We start from the raw sequence: 17,903 nt of genomic DNA, 5'->3' as shown, positions 1-17,903 counted from the left end.
TTTTATCGCCAGAGTGGGACTGGCTCATTCAGGGATTGTTCAGATTCATAGGGGTTTCAGCATCGCCGCGAGCGCACGTACCGTTCATCGGGACTGTCAAAGTTGACAGTAGAGGGGGGTGATTCAGGCTGATCGACTGCAACGGCCTCCTGTAAGCAATTTCGCTGTGAATCAGGAGAGCAGATTACTCCTCTGACAACGAAAGGAATTGGTCATGAAAAAAGAAGAAAACCCGCTTAATGCTCCAACCAGCGATTCGATCAAGAAGGGCGAACTGTCTTTCAGTGAGCTGAGTGATTCGGGGGCCACATTCATATTCTCGTCCGATAACCCTGAGGTTGATATCGATGTTGGCTGGATCGGATATGACTCCGAAATCAAATCCGAACAGAAAGTCGGTAAACAGAACGAGCTCCTTCTCACGGTACCAAAAGCTATCGTGGAAACGTGGTTAGGAATGAAACTCTACGCGCAATGCAAAGCGACTCTGGGTGAAAAACAATACACATCGCCAAAAACGCTCTTCACGGTTGTACCTTGAACCCAAGGCGCTACCCGAATGCAGGGTAGCGCCCGTTTAATTCAGTCCAGCCTATCCGACCAGAAAATCTCTCAGCGACGAACCGGGCGCTTCTGCAGTTTGCGCTGCAGGGTGCGGCGGTGCATGCCCAGGGCGCGGGCAGTGGCGGAGATGTTGCCTTCGTGCTCGGTCAGCACACGCTGGATGTGCTCCCATTGCAGACGATCGACCGACATCGGGTTTTCCGGCACCAGACTGTCGAGGTCGGCGTGCTCGGAGAGCAGCGCGGCCAGTACGTCGTCGGCGTCGGCCGGTTTGCACAGGTAGTTGCAGGCGCCGCGCTTGATCGCTTCGACCGCGGTGGCAATGCTCGAATAGCCGGTGAGGATCACCACGCGCATTTCCGGGTCCAGCTCCAGCAGCTTGGGCAGCAGCACCAGGCCGGAGTCGCCGTCCATTTTCAGGTCCAGCGCGGCGTAATCAGGCAAATCGGCCTGGGCGATGGTCAGACCTTCCTCGGCGGAACCTGCGGTGCTGACGCGAAAGCCACGGCGGGCCATGGCACGGGCCATCACTCGGGTGAAGGTCGCGTCGTCGTCGACCAGCAGCAAATGCGGCAGTTCTTCGCCTTCGACTTGGATTTCGTCACTCATGTTGGTCTCCTCGGGCGCCGTGGGGCAGGCGCAGCTCGGTGAGCGTGCCGCCTTCCTCATGACTATAGAGTTTCACTGAGCCGCCGGCGCGTGTCACGCTGGCCTTGCTCAAAAACAGGCCCAGGCCGAAACCTTTGCCCTTGGTGGTAAAAAACGGTTTGCCGATCTGTTCGGCGATGGCCAACGGCACACCGGCGCCGTGGTCACGAATGCTGATGGTCACGGTTTCCGCGTCCCAGTCCAACGTCACCTGGAGATTTTCCGGGCAGGCGTCGGCGGCATTGTTGAGCAAATTAAGCAGCGCCTGAGTCAGGTCCGGCGGCGGTGCCATGCGCGGCACGTTGCCCTGGCCGAGGCGGTGGAAGCGGTAACTGGCTTCCGGACGCATCAGGTGCCAGCGGTTCAGCGCTTCGTCGAGCCACTGGGTGACATCCTGCATTTCTACTGCCAGACGTCGGTTGGCCTCGGCGGCGCGCACCAGTTGTTGCAGGGTCTCTTTGCACAGTTTGACCTGATCCTGCAGCACCTTCAGATCGTCCTGCAGCATCGGGTCGGGATGATCCTGCTGCATTTCCTTGAGCAACACGCTCATGGTCGCCAGCGGCGTGCCGAGTTCATGGGCGGCGCCGGCGGCCTGAGTGGCGACAGCGAGCAACTGCTGATCACGCAGGCCCTCTTCGCGACGAATCGCCCGCAACTCCTCCTGACGGCGCAGCTCTTCGGCCATGCGCGCAGCGAAGAAGGTGATCACCGCAGCAGCGAGGGCGAAACTCAGCCACATGCCATAGATCTGCAGGTTCTCGCGGGCGACCGGCAGGGTTTCCAGCGGATAGAAACGCGTGAGCATCACGGTGTACAGCGCCAGCGCGATACCCGACAGAATCACCGAGTAACGCCACGGCAACGTCACCGCGGCGATGGTCAGCGGCACCAGATAATAGGACACGAACGGGTTGGTCGAACCGCCGGAGAAATACAGCAACGCACTGTGGATCACCAGATCACAGGCCAGTTGCAGGGCGTACTCGAGCTCGGTCACCGGCCACGATGTGCGCAGACGCACGGCGGTGAACACGCACAGCAGAATCGAGCAGCCGAGGGTCATCGCCAGTTGCACCCACGGCAACGGCAACAATTGCAGCCAGTAGGCCAGGCCTACGGAACCGGCCTGCGCGGCAAGTACCAGGGTGCGGATGAAAGTCAGCCGCCAGAGGTTCTGGCGAGTGGCGGAAGTCAGTTGTACGGGGGCGAGCATGAGCTCTCCTGATGAGCGCTCCAGGCGGATCGCACGGAGTATAACCAAGCCGCGACCCCGAGAGGCGAAAGTGCGGCAAACGACCACATGGCGCTGGCGGTAAATTCGGCTACTCGCATGCAATTCCCAAGGTTGAGGAGATCAACTGTGGTGAGGGGATTCATCCCCGATCGGCTACGCAGCAGTCGTAAAATCTGCAACCCCATTCTCCTGAAATAAATCTGGTTGCAGCATTTGGGGCGGCTTCGCCACCCATCGGGGATAAATCCCCTCACCACAGATTCCTCTCAGCTCAGAAATACATGCCCCTGTGGGAGCGAGCCTGCTCGCGAATGGCTGCGCAGCAGCCCCCTGCATCTGTATAGAAGTTGTAACTGGGCGAACCCGGGCATAAAAGCTAGAGTCTGATGGTTTCACGCAGGGACGAACCAACACCTGCGCATTATTCAAGGAGCCTTCATGCACACCTTTCGCCGCAGCGCCGCCCTTCTCGCCCTGACCGTCGGCAGTGTCGCCAGCCTTCCGGCCCTGGCCGCCGATGAGCTGCACTACAACCAGATTTCCCTGCGCGCCGAAGTCAGCCAGGAAGTCGCCCGCGACCTGATGATCGTGACGCTCTACACCGAAGAGCAAAACACCGACCCGGCCAAACTCGCCGCCGACGTCAGCACCACCATGAACAAGGCGCTGGCCCAGGCCAAGCAAGTCAAGGACATCACCCTGCGCCAGGGCAGCCGCAACAGCTACCCGATCTACGACACTAAAGGCCAGAAGATCACCGGTTGGCGTGAACGCGCCGAACTGCGCCTGGAAAGCGCCGACTTCGCCGCCCTGTCCAAACTCACCGGCGAACTGCTGACCGACCTGAAAATGGGCGGCATGGACTTCGCCATCGCCGAGCCGACCCGCAAGGCCAGCGAAGACAAACTGCTCAAGGAAGCCGTCAGCGCCTTCAAGGCCCGCGCCCAACTGGCCACCGATGCCCTGGGCGGCAAGGGCTACAAAATCGTCAACCTGAACCTCAACAGCAACGGCTACCCACAACCGTACATGCGCGCCCCGATGATGATGATGAAAGCCGCCGGCATGGATTCAGCACCGGTGACGCCTGAAGTCGAAGCCGGCACCAGCCAGGTCAGCCTGACCGCCGATGGCTCGATCGAAGTGTTGATGCAGTGATTTGATGCGGGCTGAATGAAAAACCGGCGATCAGTGAATGATCGCCGGTTTTTTTGTGCCTGGAATTTGTGGTGAAAGATCCGACGCCTTCGCGAGCAGGCTCGCTCCCACATTTGGAATGCGATTTTCTGCGGGAGTGAGCCTGCTCGCGAAAAACGATGACGCGTTCTCAAGCCTGCGGATCAACCCGATCCAGCGCCCGGTTCACCGCCAGCTCGGCCAGCATGATGATCTGCTGAATCGCCAGCGCCGTATTGCGCTGCGGGCGACTGAGCTGATCGGCGAAATCACTGGCCATGGTGTTGGCCGAGGCCAGCGACTCACAGGCGTGGGCCAACAGGCTTTCGGTGTCGATGCCCGGGTGGACGAGGAACATAGAACTGGGTGGGCGCGGTTTTGCGGCTTCGGGGCTGAGGTAGAAATCGAGGGCGCGTTTTATGGCTTCGCGGTTTTTCGCGAGGTCTTCGGCATGGAGGGCTTCGGTGAGTGGGGTTGTGGGTTCGAGCGGTGGATCTGGGACTGGCTTGGACATGCATTTCACCTATGACGTTGGGCCACCTCAAGCCGTTTCTCACACGACGAAGAGGTGGCAGCTGTGTGCGGGGTGAGAAACCGGTCATAGGCACCCGGCCAGACAAAAGTCTGCCCGCACAGAGCCGCCATAACGTAATTGCATACAGCGTACTGGCTGGCGGCAATTATGCGGGTATGGCACTGAATGACTATGAACTGCCGGGTTCTCACGCCCGATCGCTGAATCTTCAGCGACAACCCAAGGCCAGAGAGCCGGCGTCCGACGGACAACCTGAAAACCTTGTGGGAAGGTTCTGGTTATTTGAAACGACTTTAAACAGGCCAATCTGATTGGGTGACCGGGCGGGCCTCTTCGCGAGCAAGCCCGCTCCCACAGTGGGATTGGGTGTGGTCTGTTAGAGATTGGTCGGCAGGCAGGCAGCCATCGCGAGCAGGCTCACTCCTACAAATGGATCGCATGCAGCCTGCAAGAGAATAGTCGGCTGGCTGGATTCCACAGTTTTGATTTGTGTAAGCCCATGCGGCGCAGCCGCCCCACTCAACAGGATGAGCGCAAGCTCGGCTGCAGCTCTTGATCTTGATCCACGGGCGACGTCGGCAGGCTGAGCGGAGGGATTGATCCGGGCGTGGGAGCGCAGCGACCGTTTGGCGAAGCCAAACACAGTGAGAGGAGGTGCAGCGAAGCAAACCGTAGGCGCTGCGCCCGGATCGATCCCGGAGCGAAGGGACCCCGAGCCCCAGCGAGCGGGCCGCACGCAGGAGCAAGCCTTTTTGGTTACTTTTTCGGCGTCTGGAAAAAGTGACCCGCCGTAAGGGCGGAACCCCAAGCCGCCGTTACCGCAGCAACGGATATGTACACACCCCAGATATACCGAGACAAACACCCAAACAAGAAAAACGATATTTCCGAAGCCCCCCAAATCCCCGCTACCCTAAAAAACACAACCACCTCCAATCTACCCGGGGACTCCATGCCAAGATCCACCCTCAAACCGCTCTTGATCTCCCTGGCCCTGGCCGCAACCACCCCCATAGCGAACGCTGCCACAACCCTGGTCTACTGCTCCGAAGCCAGCCCCGCCGGCTTCGACCCCAGCCAATACACCAGCGGCACCGACTTCGACGCGTCCGCCGAAACCGTCTTCAACCGCCTCACCCAATTCCAGCGCGGCGGCACCGACATCGAACCCGGTCTGGCGACCCAATGGGACGTCTCCAGCGACGGACTCCAGTACACCTTCCACCTGCACCAAAACGTAAAATTCCACACCACCGACTACTTCAAACCAACCCGCGACCTCAACGCCGATGACGTGCTGTTCACCTTCCAGCGCCTGCTCGACCCGGACAATGCCTTTCGCAAAGCCTACCCCGCCGAGTCCCCCTACTTCACCGACATGGGCCTGAACACCACCATCAAATCGGTCGAAAAACTCGACGACCAGACCGTGCGCTTCAACCTGAACAACGTCGACGCCGCGTTCGTGCAAAACCTCGCCATGAGCTTCGCCTCCGTGCAATCGGCCGAATACGCCGCCCAACTGTTAAAGGAAGGCAAAGCCGCCGACCTCAACCAGAAACCGGTGGGCACCGGCCCGTTCGTGTTCAAGCGCTACCAGAAAGACTCGCAGATCCGCTACGCCGCCAACAAGGCCTACTGGAAACCCGAAGACGTGAAGATCGACAACCTGATCTTCTCGATCACCCCCGACGCCGCCGTGCGCCTGCAGAAGCTCAAGACCGGCGAATGCCAGGTCAGCGGCTACCCGCGCCCAGCCGACATCGAAGTGATGGAAAAGGACCCGAACCTGCGCGTGCTCAAGCAGGCCGGTTTCAACCTCGGCTTCCTCGCCTACAACACCACTCACCCGCCGCTCGATCAGCTCAAGGTCCGTCAGGCGCTGGACATGGCCATCGACAAACCGGCGATCATCAAAGCTGTCTACCAGAGTGCCGGCCAGCTGGCGCAAAACGCCTTGCCGCCGGCGCAATGGTCGTATGACCCAAATATCAAGGACGCACCCTACGACCCTGTAAAAGCCAAGGCGCTACTCAAGGAAGCCGGGGTTGCATCGGGTACCACCATCAATCTCTGGGCGATGACCGTGCAGCGCGCCTCCAACCCGAATGCGCGAATGTCGGCGCAGATGATCCAGCAGGATTGGGACAAGATCGGCATCAAGGCCAACATCGTCAGCTACGAATGGGGCGAGTACATCAAGCGCGCCAAGAATGGCGAACACGACGCGATGATCTATGGTTGGACAGGTGACAACGGCGACCCGGACAACTGGCTCGGCGTGCTGTACAGCTGCGCGGCAGTCAAGGGCAGCAACTACGCCAAGTGGTGCGACCCGGCCTACGACAAACTGGTGCAAGCAGCCAAGGTGACGACCGACAAGGCGCAACGGGTAAAACTGTATCAACAGGCGCAACTGATCCTTAAACAGCAGGTGCCGATCACGCCAATTGCCAACTCCACGGTGTTCCAGCCGCTGCGCAAGGAAGTGACCGACTTCAAGATCAGCCCGTTCGGCCTCACACCCTTCTACGGCGTGGGTATAAATAAGTAACACCAGGCCCCAACACGGCGCGCAAAACGTGACTCGCGCACCGTTTTGGGGCCCCGTTTGCACCGTAAAAAACGCTCGCAAACGGTCAAATGCGTCAGGATTTATACATATGCGACATTAAGGTACGTTCGTGCCACCGTTTAACGCTCGCTCACACTCTGGATCTTGCAATGGGTATGGCCCCTGCATAAGTATCCGCAGGCACGACTCACGAGGTCGTACCTCAATATTAAAAAATGACAACAAATCATGAGGCCAACATGCTTAAACACGCGGTCATTCCGTTTTTAGTCGGCGCAGGCTTGTTAGCCTCCGCACCTTTCGCATCCGCTGCGACTAACCTGGTGTTCTGCTCCGAAGGGAGCCCGGCCGGTTTTGATCCAGGCCAGTACACCACCGGAACCGACTTCGACGCCTCAGCCGAAACCATGTTCAACCGTCTGAGCCAGTTCGAGCGTGGCGGCACCGCCGTTATCCCTGGCCTGGCCACCAGTTGGGACATTTCCCCGGATGGCCTGACTTACACCTTCCACCTGCGTGAAGGCGTCAAGTTCCACACCACCCCGTATTTCAAGCCGACTCGTGAGTTCAACGCCGACGACGTGCTGTTCACCTTCAATCGCATGATTAACAAGGATGACCCGTTCCGTAAGGCGTACCCGACCGAATTCCCGTACTTCACCGACATGGGGATGGACACCAACATCACCAAGATCGATAAAGTCGACGACCACACCGTCAAGTTCACTCTGAAAGAAGTCGACGCCGCGTTCATCCAGAACATGGCCATGAGCTTCGCTTCAGTACAGTCCGCCGAGTACGCTGCCCAGCTGCTCAAGGAAGGCAAGGCTGCCGATATCAACCAGAAGCCGATCGGCACCGGCCCGTTCGTGTTCAAGAGCTATCAGAAAGACTCGAACATCCGTTACACCGGCAACAAGGACTACTGGAAACCTGAAGACGTGAAGATCGACAACCTGATCTTCGCCATCACCACCGACCCGTCGGTGCGCATCCAGAAGCTGAAAAAGAACGAGTGCCAGGTCACCCTGTTCCCGCGTCCGGCGGATCTCGCGGCACTCAAGGCCGACAAGACCCTGAAGATGCCTGACCAGGCCGGTTTCAACCTCGGCTACATCGCCTACAACGTGATGGACAAGGTCAAGGGCAGCAACGAGCCTAACCCGCTGGCTGACCTGCGCGTGCGCCAGGCGCTGGACATGGCGGTGAACAAGCCGCAGATCATCGACTCGGTTTACCAGGGCGCCGGCCAACTGGCCGTCAACGCCATGCCGCCGACCCAATGGTCCTACGACACCACCATCAAGGACGCCAAGTACGATCCTGAAAAAGCCAAGCAACTGCTCAAGGAAGCAGGCGTCAAGGAAGGTACCGAGATCGTTCTGTGGGCGATGCCGGTTCAGCGTCCGTACAACCCGAACGCCAAGCTGATGGCTGAAATGCTCCAGTCCGACTGGAAGAAGATCGGCTTGAACGTGAAGATCACCAGCTACGAGTGGGGCGAGTACATCAAGCGCTCCAAAGGTGGCGAGAACCAGGCCATGATCATTGGCTGGAGCGGTGACAATGGTGACCCGGACAACTGGCTGAACGTGCTGTTCGGCTGCGACTCGCTCAGCGGCAACAACTTCTCCAAGTGGTGCGACAAGAAGTTCGACGGTCTCGTCAAGGAAGCCAAGCGCACTACCGACCAGGCCAAGCGCACCGAACTGTACAAACAGGCGCAACACGTCCTCAAAGATGCAGTCCCAATGACACCTATCGCTCACTCGACGGTGTACCAACCCATGCGCGCCAACGTGCAGGACTTCAAGATCAGCCCATTCGGCTTGAACTCCTTCTACGGCGTCAGCGTCAGCAATTAAGCCATTGCAGCGGCGACGTTCATGACGTCGCCGCTGTTTTAGCTGCCGGGAAGTTAGGAATTTGCCTACGGCCAATTCCGCTGCGGATGACTGCAGCGGCAGAGGACGCGTCGACTTTTCCTACGAGTTTTCAGGCAATTACGCATTTACTGCCAGACCCACGGCCCCTACCGTCGGGTTCTGACCAGTTTCTGCGTGGGCCACCGGCTTGCCGTACGTGCTGGATTGAGCTCAATGCCACCTCAACGTCCCTGGACGTGATCGCGGTGCATTGAACAACACTACAAAAAGAGGGAGCGTCATGCGCCATACCTTGGTTTTTTCCGCACTGCTGGGCGCCGGCCTGTTGGCCGCCACGTCCACCAGTTACGCCGCCAGCAAGAGCCTGGTGTTCTGCTCCGAAGGCAGCCCGGCGGGTTTTGATACCGCGCAATACACGACGGCGACCGACAACGACGCCGCCGAGCCGCTGTACAACCGCCTGGTCGAGTTCGAAAAAGGCGCGACCAACGTCGTACCGGGTCTGGCAACCAAGTGGGATATTTCCGAGGATGGTCTCAAGTACACCTTTCACCTGCGTGAAGGGGTGCAATTTCATACAACGCCGTACTTCAAACCGACGCGCGATTTCAACGCCGACGACGTGCTGTTCACGTTTAACCGCATGCTCGATCCGCAACAGCCATTCCGTAAGGCTTATCCGACCGAGTTCCCATATTTCAACGGGATGAGCCTGAACAAGAACATCGCCAAGGTCGAAAAGACCGGGCCGCTGACCGTGGAGTTCACGCTCAACAGCGTCGACGCTGCGTTCATCCAGAACATCGCCATGAGCTTCGCCGCCATCCTGTCCGCCGAATACGCCGACAAGCTGCTGGCCGAAGGCAAGCCGAGCGACATCAACCAGAAGCCGGTCGGTACCGGGCCGTTCGTGTTCAAGAGCTATCAGAAAGACTCGAACATCCGTTACACCGGTAATAAACATTACTGGGATCCGAGCCGGGTCAAACTCGACAATCTGATCTTCGCGATCAACACCGACGCATCGGTGCGCGTGCAGAAGCTCAAGGCCGGCGAATGCCAGATCACCCTGCATCCGCGCCCTGCCGATGTTGAAGCGCTGAAGGCTGATCCGAAACTGCAGCTGATTTCCAAGCCAGGCTTCAACCTCGGTTACATCGCCTACAACGTGCGCCACAAGCCCTTCGACCAGCTCGAAGTGCGTCAGGCTCTGGACATGGCGGTGAATAAACAAGGGATTCTCAACGCTGTTTATCAAGGCGCCGGGCAATTGGCCGTCAACGCCATGCCGCCGACCCAGTGGTCCTATGACGACACTATCAAGGACGCCGCCTACAACCCGGAAAAAGCCAAGGAGCTGCTCAAGGCTGCCGGCGTCAAAGAAGGCACCGAAATCACCCTGTGGGCGATGCCGGTACAGCGTCCGTACAACCCGAACGCCAAACTGATGGCCGAAATGCTCCAGGCGGACTGGGCCAAGATCGGCCTGAAAGTGAAGATCGTCAGCTACGAATGGGGCGAGTACATCAAGCGCACCAAGAATGGCGAGCACGACATCAGTCTGATCGGCTGGACCGGTGACAACGGGGACCCGGACAACTGGCTGGGCACCCTGTACAGCTGCGACGCCATTGGCGGCAACAACTATTCCATGTGGTGCGATCCGGCTTACGACAAGCTGGTCAAAGAGGCCAAGGTCGTCACCGACCGCGACCAGCGCACCATGCTCTACAAACAGGCGCAGCAGTTGCTCAAGCAGCAAGTGCCGATCACGCCTGTCGCCCATTCGACGGTCAACCAGCCGTTAAGCGCCAGGGTTGAAGGCTTCAAAGTCAGCCCCTTCGGTCGCAATGTGTTCTCGGGCGTCAGTATCGATTAACCCAACCGATTAGCCGCAACGCTGAGGGGGCTGTCTACCCCCTCACGCAAGCGCTTTGCCGAAATTCGCCGATCCGGCCTTTTGCAAACGTTTGCGATGTGTGAATGAGTTCTAAACCAATAACCGGCCAACCCAAAAAAGCCGGCATAAAAAGAAAGTAAAGGAGCTTCACCCATGAAACTGAGCAGCACCGCGATACTGGCCTTGGCCATCAGCAGCATCACCGCCACGGCTTACGCCGAGGAACAGAGCCAGGCGTTCACCCCGGTGACCGTCAACGAGAAAAGCGCCCAGGCTGATGCCACCGGCTTCCTCGAAGGTTCTACGGTCAGCGGCACGACCCGTAACTGGTACGCCAACGAGCAACTCAAGCGCGGCGGCAAGTTCACTTACCGCAAGGACGGCGTCGCCACCCCGACTGACCGTCGTATCAACTGGGTGCAGGGCACCATCGTCAATTTCAACTCCGGCTTCACTCAGGGCACCGTCGGTGTCAGCACTGAAGTGGCCGCGTACAACGCCGTAGCCCTGGATCGGAGCCGCAAGGATCTGGCGTCCAACAACGGTGGCGCACCAGGCTCGCGTCCAGGCGCAGGCAACAACCGTACGCTGACCAAGGAAGGCGGCGACGCTGAAGGCCAGTGGAGCAAACTGGGCCTGGCCAACGTCAAGTTCCGCGTGTCGAACACCACGCTGACCGCCGGTCGTCAGAATTTCAGCACCCCGATCGTCGACACCATCGGCAACCGTGCGCTGCCTTCGAGCTTTGAAGGTGTAAGCCTGCACAGCGAAGAACTGAACAACCTGTCGTTCGACGCCGGCAGCTTCGACCGCGTATCGCCGCGTACCGAAGAGAGCCTGTCGAAGTTCCGCTCCGAGTACACCAACAACAAGGCTGAAACCGATCGCGTGAGCATCGTCGGCCTGAACTATCAGCCGCTGAAAAGCCTGAAAACCAGCCTGTACGCCTCCAAGGTTGAAGACTTCTGGAACCAGTACTACTTCGGCGCCACCCACGAACTGGGTGACAGCAATGTCGTGAGCCTGACCACCGGCCTGAACTACTACAAAACCGTCGATACCGGCAAAAAAGAGATGGGCGAAATCGACAACGACACCTACTCGCTGTCGTTCGGCCTGACTCACCAGGCCCACAGCCTGACCTTCTCGTACCAGGCCATCAACGGTGACGAGTACTTCGACTATCTGCACGAAACCAACGGCATCTACCTGGCCAACTCCCTGCTGTCGGACTTCAACGGCCCGAACGAGAAATCCTTCCAGGTCGCCTACGGTCTGAACATGGCCGAATACGGCGTGCCAGGTCTGAAGTTCAATATCTACCAGGCTCGCGGCTGGGGCATCGACGGTACTCACTACACCGGCACTGCGTATGACGTACGCAACATGGACGGCGAGCACCACTATGAATACGGCATCGGTGCGACCTACGCGGTGCAAAGCGGCCCACTCAAGGCGACCACCATCCGTGGCACCTACACCGCTCACCGCGCCAGCGAAAACCAGTCCGATGGCAGCATCAACGAGTTCCGTCTCGTGACCACGGTTCCATTCAACATCCTGTAAAAAACGCCAACCGACGGCTGACTCATGAAGAGTCGGCCGTTCGGTTTTTTGTCTTCAACCGATTGCAGAGGGTTATCGATGAAAATGCTTCCCCTACGTGCGGCCGTCGCGGCTGCGTTGTTGAGCGCCGCCATCGGCGTCTCGGCCAAACCCTTGGTGGTCTGCACCGAAGCCAGTCCGGAAGGCTTCGATATGGCCCAATACACAACTGCAGTCACAGGCGATGCGGTTTCCGAAACCATTTTCAACCGCCTGGTGGGTTTCAAGCCCGGCACTACCCAAGTGATCCCGTCACTGGCCGACTCCTGGGAGATCAGCGATGACGGCCTGAGCTACACGTTCCATTTGCGCAAAGGCGTCAAGTTTCACACCACCGAATACTTCAAGCCGAGCCGCGACTTCAACGCCGACGACGTGGTCTGGAGCTTCCAGCGCCAGCTGGACCCGAATCATCCGTGGCACAAACAGTCGAGCGTAGGCTTCCCGTACTTTGAAAGCATGGGTTTCAAGGAACTGCTGAAAAACGTCGAAAAAGTCGATGACAGCACAGTCAAGTTCAGCCTGACCCGCCGCGAAGCGCCATTCCTGGCCGACATCGCCATGGCGTTTTCCTCGATCTACTCCGCCGAATACGCCGACCAGTTGCTCAAGGCCGGCAAGCAGGGCGACTTGAACAACAAGCCGGTCGGCACCGGCCCGTTCATCTTCCAGCGCTACGCCAAGGACGCTCAGGTACGGTTCAAGGCGAATCCGGAATATTTCCTCGGCAAGCCACCGGCCGAAACGTTGATCCTGGCGATCGCCGTCGACAACAACGTGCGCCAGCAAAAGCTCAAGGCCAACGAGTGCCAGATCGCGCTGTACCCCAAGCCTGACGACATCCCGAGCATCAAGCAGGATCCGAACCTGAAAGTCGCCGAACTGGACGCGATGACCGTGTCCTACATGGCCATGAACACCCAGCACAAGTACATGAGCGACGTCCGGGTGCGCAAAGCCATCGATATCGCCTTCGACAAGGAAGCCTACGTCAACGCGCTGTTTGGCAAAGGCAACGCGACCGTCGCGGTCAACCCGTACCCGCCAACGCTGTTGGGCTACAACCATGATCTGAAGAACCCGCCCCGCGATCTCGACAAGGCCCGCGCCCTGCTCAAGGAAGCCGGCGTGCCGGAAGGTTACGTGTTTACTCTGTTTACCCGTAACGGCGGCGGCCCGACCAACCCGAACCCGATGCTCGGCGCGCAGATGATGCAGGCCGACCTGTCGAAAGTCGGGATCAAGCTCGACATCCGTGTAATGGAATGGGGCGAAATGCTCAAGCGCGCCAAGAACGGCGAGCACGACATCGTGTCGGCCGGATGGGCGGGCGACAACGGCGACCCGGATAACTTCCTGACGCCTATGCTCAGTTGTGAGGCGGCCAAGAACGGCGAAAACTACGCTCGTTGGTGCAACGAGAAATTCCAGGCGCTGCTGGACGAGGCTCGGGCTAAAGTAGATCCGGCCGAACGCGCCAAACTCTATGAGCAGGCCCAGGTGTTGTTTAATCAGGACCAACCGTGGATCAGCATGGCCCACACCCGGATGTTCACTGCAATGCGCAACAACGTAGAGGGTTATCACATCAGCCCTCTGACAACCAATAACTTCGCCACCACCCAGGTGAAGTAGATAAGAAACTCCCGGCCTCCCTGACCCCAGGGTCGCCGGGCACGCCTAACCGGCTGATGAGGTACCACACAAGATGTTTAGTTTTATTGCCCGCCGACTGGGGTTGTTGATCCCCACGTTTTTCGGCATCACCCTGCTGACTTTCGCGTTGATTCGCATGATCCCTGGCGACCCCGTGGAAGTGATGATGGGCGAACGTCGGGTCGACCCCGAAATGCACGCTCAGGCAATGGAACGCCTTGGTCTGAACAAGCCGTTGTATGCCCAGTACCTGGACTACATCGGCAAACTGGCCCACGGCGATCTCGGCGAATCCCTGCGTACGCGTGAGAGCGTATGGACCGAGTTCACCTCCCTCTTCCCGGCGACCCTGGAACTGTCCATGGCCGCCCTGCTGTTCGCCGGCATCCTCGGTCTTCTGGCCGGGGTGATTGCGGCCCTCAAGCGAGGATCCCTGTTCGACCATGGGGTAATGGGCATCTCCCTGGCGGGGTATTCGATGCCGATCTTCTGGTGGGGCCTGATCCTGATCATGTTCTTCTCGGTGAGCCTGGGCTGGACCCCGGTTTCCGGGCGGATCGACCTGCTCTACGACATCGAGCCGCGCACCGGCTTCATGCTGATCGACACGCTGCTGGCCGATGACATGGGCGCGTTCCTCGATGCGCTGCATCACCTGATCCTGCCGGCCATCGTGCTCGGCACCATTCCGCTGGCAGTGATCGCGCGGATGACCCGTTCGTCGATGCTCGAAGTACTGCGTGAAGACTACATCCGCACCGCGCGGGCCAAAGGCCTGTCGCCGTCGCGCGTGGTATTCGTGCACGGCCTGCGCAATGCGCTGATCCCGGTACTGACCGTGGTCGGCCTGCAAGTCGGCACTCTGCTGGCCGGTGCTGTCCTGACCGAAACCATCTTCTCCTGGCCCGGCATCGGTAAATGGCTGATTGAAGCCATTGGCGCCCGGGACTACCCGGTTGTGCAAAACGGCATCCTGTTAATCGCCTGCCTGGTGATTCTGGTCAACTTCGTAGTGGACATCCTCTACGGCTTTGCCAACCCACGCATCCGTCATCAGCGCTGAGGTCCATACCATGAGCACTCCAACATCCTCAGTAGCCACTTCCGCCCCAAGCGCGGATCAAAGCCTGCTGTACCCGTCGCCGTACAAAGAATTCTGGCAAGCCTTCTCCAAAAACAAAGGTGCGGTTGCCGGCCTGCTGTTCATGCTGCTGGTGATTTTCTGCGCGATCTTCGCACCGTGGGTCGCGCCGCATAACCCGAGCGAGCAATACCGTGACTTCCTGCTGACGCCACCGGCGTGGCTTGAAGGGGGGCAGATGCAATTCCTGCTCGGCACCGATGAACTGGGTCGCGACCTGCTGTCACGGCTGATTCAGGGTTCGCGCCTGTCGCTGCTGATCGGTCTGTCGTCGGTGGTGATGTCGCTGATTCCGGGGATTCTGCTGGGTCTGTTCGCCGGTTTCTTCCCGAAAATGATCGGCCCGACCATCATGCGCCTGATGGATATCATGCTGGCGCTGCCTTCGCTGCTGCTGGCTGTGGCGATCGTCGCCATCCTCGGCCCTGGGCTGATCAACACCGTAATCGCCATTGCGGTGGTTTCGCTGCCGTCCTACGTACGTCTGACCCGCGCAGCCGTGATGGGCGAACTGAACCGCGACTACGTGACCGCCGCGCGCCTAGCCGGTGCCGGTCTGCCACGCCTGATGTTCATCACCGTGCTGCCCAACTGCATGGCACCGCTGATCGTGCAGGCCACCCTGAGCTTCTCCTCGGCGATTCTCGACGCTGCGGCGCTGGGCTTCCTCGGCCTTGGCGTACAACCGCCAACCCCTGAGTGGGGCACCATGCTGGCCTCGGCCCGCGACTACATCGAACGCGCCTGGTGGGTCGTCAGTCTGCCTGGTTTGACCATTTTGCTCAGCGTGCTGGCAATCAACTTGATGGGCGACGGTCTGCGCGATGCGCTGGACCCGAAACTCAAGAACGCCGCCTGAGGAGATTCCCATGTCACTGCTAGAAATCAAGAATCTCAACGTTCGCTTCGGCGACAAGACGGCTACGCCGGTGGTCGATGGCCTCGACCTGAAAGTCGACAAAGGCGAAGTGCTGGCCATCGTTGGCGAGTCGGGTTCGGGTAAGTCCGTGACCATGATGGCGCTGATGGGCCTGATCGAACATCCCGGCATCGTCACCGCCGACTCGCTCAGTTTCGACGGTAAAGACATGCTCAAGCTGAGCAATCGTCAACGTCGGCAAATCGTCGGCAAAGACCTGTCGATGGTCTTCCAGGACCCGATGACCGCGCTGAACCCGAGCTACACCGTCGGTTTCCAGATCGAGGAAGTGCTGCGCCTGCACCTGAAAATGTCCGGCAAGCAAGCGCGCAAACGTGCGATCGAACTGCTGGAAAAAGTTGAAATCCCGGGCGCCGCCAGCCGTATGGACGCCTACCCGCATCAACTGTCCGGCGGCATGAGCCAGCGTGTTGCGATCGCCATGGCGATTGCCGGCGAGCCGAAACTGCTGATCGCCGACGAACCGACCACGGCACTCGACGTAACGATTCAGGCACAGATCATGGATCTGCTGCTGGCGTTGCAGAAGGAACAGAACATGGGCCTGGTGCTGATCACTCACGACCTCGCCGTCGTGGCTGAAACTGCCCAGCGCGTGTGCGTGATGTACGCCGGCCAAGCGGTTGAAGTCGGCCAGGTGCCGCAACTGTTCGACATCCCGGCGCACCCGTACAGCGAAGCGCTGCTCAAGGCGATTCCCGAGCACAGCCTCGGCGCCTCACGTCTGTCGACCCTGCCGGGCATCGTCCCGGGCCGTTACGACCGTCCGCAGGGTTGCCTGCTGTCGCCGCGTTGCCCGTACGTGCAGGACAGCTGCCGCGCGCAGCGTCCAGGCCTTGATCCGAAAAGCCACAGCCTCGCCCGCTGCTTCTTCCCGCTGAACCAGGAGGTGGCGTAATGGCCGTCGTACTTACCGCCCGCGACCTGACCCGTCACTACGAAGTCTCCCGTGGCCTGTTCAAGGGTCATGCGATCGTACGCGCGCTCAACGGCGTGTCGTTCGAACTGGAAGCCGGCAAGACCCTCGCCGTGGTCGGCGAATCGGGCTGCGGCAAATCCACCCTGGCCCGCGCCCTGACCCTGATTGAAGAACCGTCGTCCGGCTCGCTGAAAATCGCCGGTCAGGAAGTCGCCGGCGCCGACAAGGCACAGCGCAAGCAACTGCGCAAAGACGTACAGATGGTGTTCCAGAGCCCTTACGCGTCGTTGAACCCACGGCAGAAAATCGGTGATCAACTGGCCGAACCGCTGCTGATCAACACCAGCCTGAGTGCCGCTGAACGTCGCGAGAAAGTCCAGGCGATGATGAAGCAGGTCGGCTTGCGTCCCGAGCACTATCAGCGCTATCCGCACATGTTCTCCGGCGGTCAGCGTCAGCGTATCGCCCTGGCCCGGGCGATGATGTTGCAACCGAAAGTGCTGGTGGCGGATGAACCGACCTCGGCGCTCGACGTATCGATTCAAGCGCAGGTGCTGAACCTGTTCATGGATCTGCAGCAGGAGTTCAACACCGCTTACGTGTTCATCTCGCACAACCTCGCGGTGGTGCAACACGTGGCGGATGACGTGATGGTGATGTACCTCGGTCGCCCGGTGGAATTGGGTCCGAAAAACGACATCTACGAACGTCCGTTGCACCCTTACACCCAGGCGCTGCTGTCGGCGACTCCGACCATTCACCCGGACCCGAACAAACCGAAAATCAAGATCGTCGGCGAACTGCCTAACCCGCTGAACCCGCCATCGGGCTGTGCTTTCCACAAGCGCTGCCCGTATGCGACCGAGCGTTGCAGCACCGAAGAGCCGGCGTTGCGCCAGCTCGACAGCCGGCAGGTGGCGTGTCACTACGCCGAGCAGTTCCTCGACGGCGCCGCCTGATAACGGTGGACGAAACTGTGGGAGCGGGCTTGCTCGCGAATGCGCTGTGATAGTCGAAGATGGTAGTGACTGATTCACCGCTTTCGCGAGCAAGCCCCCTTCCACAGGAAACTTGAGTTGTAGCCGAAGCGTTAACCAAACCCCTTCTTCTTCGATTGCGCA

The 17,903-nt window shown here is 59.4% G+C and carries 14 protein-coding genes; 11 read left to right on the top strand and 3 right to left on the bottom strand.

Annotated elements, in window-relative coordinates; genetic code table 11:
• The first annotated feature begins 214 nt into the window (after positions 1 to 214).
• Positions 215 to 541, top strand: coding sequence for a hypothetical protein (locus tag QMK55_RS17785; protein WP_320329667.1), 327 nt, complete (start codon positions 215 to 217; stop codon positions 539 to 541).
• Between the two features lie 71 nt (positions 542 to 612).
• Here QMK55_RS17785 and QMK55_RS17780 read toward each other — a convergent pair whose 3' ends face one another.
• Entirely contained in the window at positions 613 to 1,173 is a 561-nt protein-coding gene (locus tag QMK55_RS17780) for a response regulator transcription factor (protein WP_003221630.1), read from the bottom strand.
• On the bottom strand, positions 1,166 to 2,428 hold the full coding sequence (locus QMK55_RS17775) for an ATP-binding protein (protein WP_102356047.1): 1,263 nt from the start codon (positions 2,426 to 2,428) through the stop codon (positions 1,166 to 1,168). Before QMK55_RS17775 ends, QMK55_RS17780 begins: the two co-directional genes overlap by 8 nt.
• Before the next feature lie 459 nt (positions 2,429 to 2,887).
• On the opposite strand from QMK55_RS17775, the gene QMK55_RS17770 reads away from it, so the two are divergent.
• Positions 2,888 to 3,607, top strand: coding sequence for an SIMPL domain-containing protein (locus QMK55_RS17770; protein ID WP_320329666.1), 720 nt, complete (start codon positions 2,888 to 2,890; stop codon positions 3,605 to 3,607).
• A gap of 169 nt (positions 3,608 to 3,776) precedes the next feature.
• Here the strand turns inward: QMK55_RS17770 and QMK55_RS17765 are convergent, their stop codons facing one another.
• Entirely contained in the window at positions 3,777 to 4,139 is a 363-nt protein-coding gene (locus QMK55_RS17765; protein WP_320329665.1) for a DUF6124 family protein, read from the bottom strand.
• 973 nt (positions 4,140 to 5,112) lie between these two features.
• Here QMK55_RS17765 and QMK55_RS17760 point away from each other — a divergent pair.
• The 9 genes from QMK55_RS17760 to QMK55_RS17720 all read left to right on the top strand — a co-directional run bounded on the left by QMK55_RS17760 (position 5,113) and on the right by QMK55_RS17720 (position 17,741).
• On the top strand, positions 5,113 to 6,714 hold the full coding sequence (locus tag QMK55_RS17760) for an ABC transporter substrate-binding protein (protein ID WP_320329664.1): 1,602 nt from the start codon (positions 5,113 to 5,115) through the stop codon (positions 6,712 to 6,714).
• 260 nt (positions 6,715 to 6,974) lie between these two features.
• Positions 6,975 to 8,600 carry an ABC transporter substrate-binding protein gene (locus tag QMK55_RS17755; RefSeq protein WP_102358512.1) on the top strand — a complete coding sequence of 542 codons (1,626 nt, stop codon included), beginning with the start codon at positions 6,975 to 6,977 and terminating at the stop codon, positions 8,598 to 8,600.
• A 301-nt stretch (positions 8,601 to 8,901) separates the two neighbouring features.
• A complete protein-coding gene (locus QMK55_RS17750) occupies positions 8,902 to 10,500 on the top strand; it encodes an ABC transporter substrate-binding protein (RefSeq protein WP_102358511.1) in 1,599 nt (532 codons plus the stop codon).
• 174 nt (positions 10,501 to 10,674) lie between these two features.
• On the top strand, positions 10,675 to 12,087 hold the full coding sequence (locus QMK55_RS17745) for an OprD family porin (protein ID WP_102358510.1): 1,413 nt from the start codon (positions 10,675 to 10,677) through the stop codon (positions 12,085 to 12,087).
• Between the two features lie 78 nt (positions 12,088 to 12,165).
• Positions 12,166 to 13,761 (top strand): ABC transporter substrate-binding protein, encoded by a 1,596-nt coding sequence (locus QMK55_RS17740; RefSeq protein WP_320329663.1) that lies wholly within the window; start codon positions 12,166 to 12,168, stop codon positions 13,759 to 13,761.
• A 73-nt stretch (positions 13,762 to 13,834) separates the two neighbouring features.
• The gene (locus tag QMK55_RS17735) at positions 13,835 to 14,845 is read left to right on the top strand and encodes an ABC transporter permease subunit (protein WP_047597886.1); all 1,011 of its coding nucleotides are present in this window, start codon (positions 13,835 to 13,837) and stop codon (positions 14,843 to 14,845) included.
• A gap of 10 nt (positions 14,846 to 14,855) precedes the next feature.
• Positions 14,856 to 15,782, top strand: a complete 927-nt coding sequence (locus QMK55_RS17730) for an ABC transporter permease subunit (RefSeq protein ID WP_003221608.1) — start codon at positions 14,856 to 14,858, stop codon at positions 15,780 to 15,782.
• Positions 15,783 to 15,792: 10 nt separating this feature from the next.
• Entirely contained in the window at positions 15,793 to 16,761 is a 969-nt protein-coding gene (locus QMK55_RS17725; protein WP_095125386.1) for an ABC transporter ATP-binding protein, read from the top strand.
• Entirely contained in the window at positions 16,761 to 17,741 is a 981-nt protein-coding gene (locus QMK55_RS17720) for a peptide ABC transporter ATP-binding protein (protein WP_320329662.1), read from the top strand. Before QMK55_RS17725 ends, QMK55_RS17720 begins: the two co-directional genes overlap by 1 nt.
• Positions 17,742 to 17,903: the final 162 nt, after the last annotated feature.

This window comes from Pseudomonas sp. P8_229 (assembly GCF_034008635.1).
Classification (GTDB): domain Bacteria; phylum Pseudomonadota; class Gammaproteobacteria; order Pseudomonadales; family Pseudomonadaceae; genus Aquipseudomonas.
This window is presented reverse-complemented; position numbering and strand designations above follow the sequence as displayed.

Bases quoted from the DNA above. Each gene is read 5' to 3' on its own strand.
- QMK55_RS17720 (WP_320329662.1), top strand. From the start codon at position 16,761: ATGGCCGTCGTACTTACCGCCCGCGACCTGACCCGTCACTACGAAGTC.
- QMK55_RS17770 (WP_320329666.1), top strand. From the start codon at position 2,888: ATGCACACCTTTCGCCGCAGCGCCGCCCTTCTCGCCCTGACCGTCGGC.
- QMK55_RS17765 (WP_320329665.1), bottom strand. From the start codon at position 4,139: ATGTCCAAGCCAGTCCCAGATCCACCGCTCGAACCCACAACCCCACTC.
- QMK55_RS17775 (WP_102356047.1), bottom strand. From the start codon at position 2,428: ATGCTCGCCCCCGTACAACTGACTTCCGCCACTCGCCAGAACCTCTGG.
- QMK55_RS17760 (WP_320329664.1), top strand. From the start codon at position 5,113: ATGCCAAGATCCACCCTCAAACCGCTCTTGATCTCCCTGGCCCTGGCC.
- QMK55_RS17725 (WP_095125386.1), top strand. From the start codon at position 15,793: ATGTCACTGCTAGAAATCAAGAATCTCAACGTTCGCTTCGGCGACAAG.
- QMK55_RS17785 (WP_320329667.1), top strand. From the start codon at position 215: ATGAAAAAAGAAGAAAACCCGCTTAATGCTCCAACCAGCGATTCGATC.
- QMK55_RS17780 (WP_003221630.1), bottom strand. From the start codon at position 1,173: ATGAGTGACGAAATCCAAGTCGAAGGCGAAGAACTGCCGCATTTGCTG.
- QMK55_RS17735 (WP_047597886.1), top strand. From the start codon at position 13,835: ATGTTTAGTTTTATTGCCCGCCGACTGGGGTTGTTGATCCCCACGTTT.
- QMK55_RS17740 (WP_320329663.1), top strand. From the start codon at position 12,166: ATGAAAATGCTTCCCCTACGTGCGGCCGTCGCGGCTGCGTTGTTGAGC.
- QMK55_RS17730 (WP_003221608.1), top strand. From the start codon at position 14,856: ATGAGCACTCCAACATCCTCAGTAGCCACTTCCGCCCCAAGCGCGGAT.
- QMK55_RS17755 (WP_102358512.1), top strand. From the start codon at position 6,975: ATGCTTAAACACGCGGTCATTCCGTTTTTAGTCGGCGCAGGCTTGTTA.
- QMK55_RS17745 (WP_102358510.1), top strand. From the start codon at position 10,675: ATGAAACTGAGCAGCACCGCGATACTGGCCTTGGCCATCAGCAGCATC.
- QMK55_RS17750 (WP_102358511.1), top strand. From the start codon at position 8,902: ATGCGCCATACCTTGGTTTTTTCCGCACTGCTGGGCGCCGGCCTGTTG.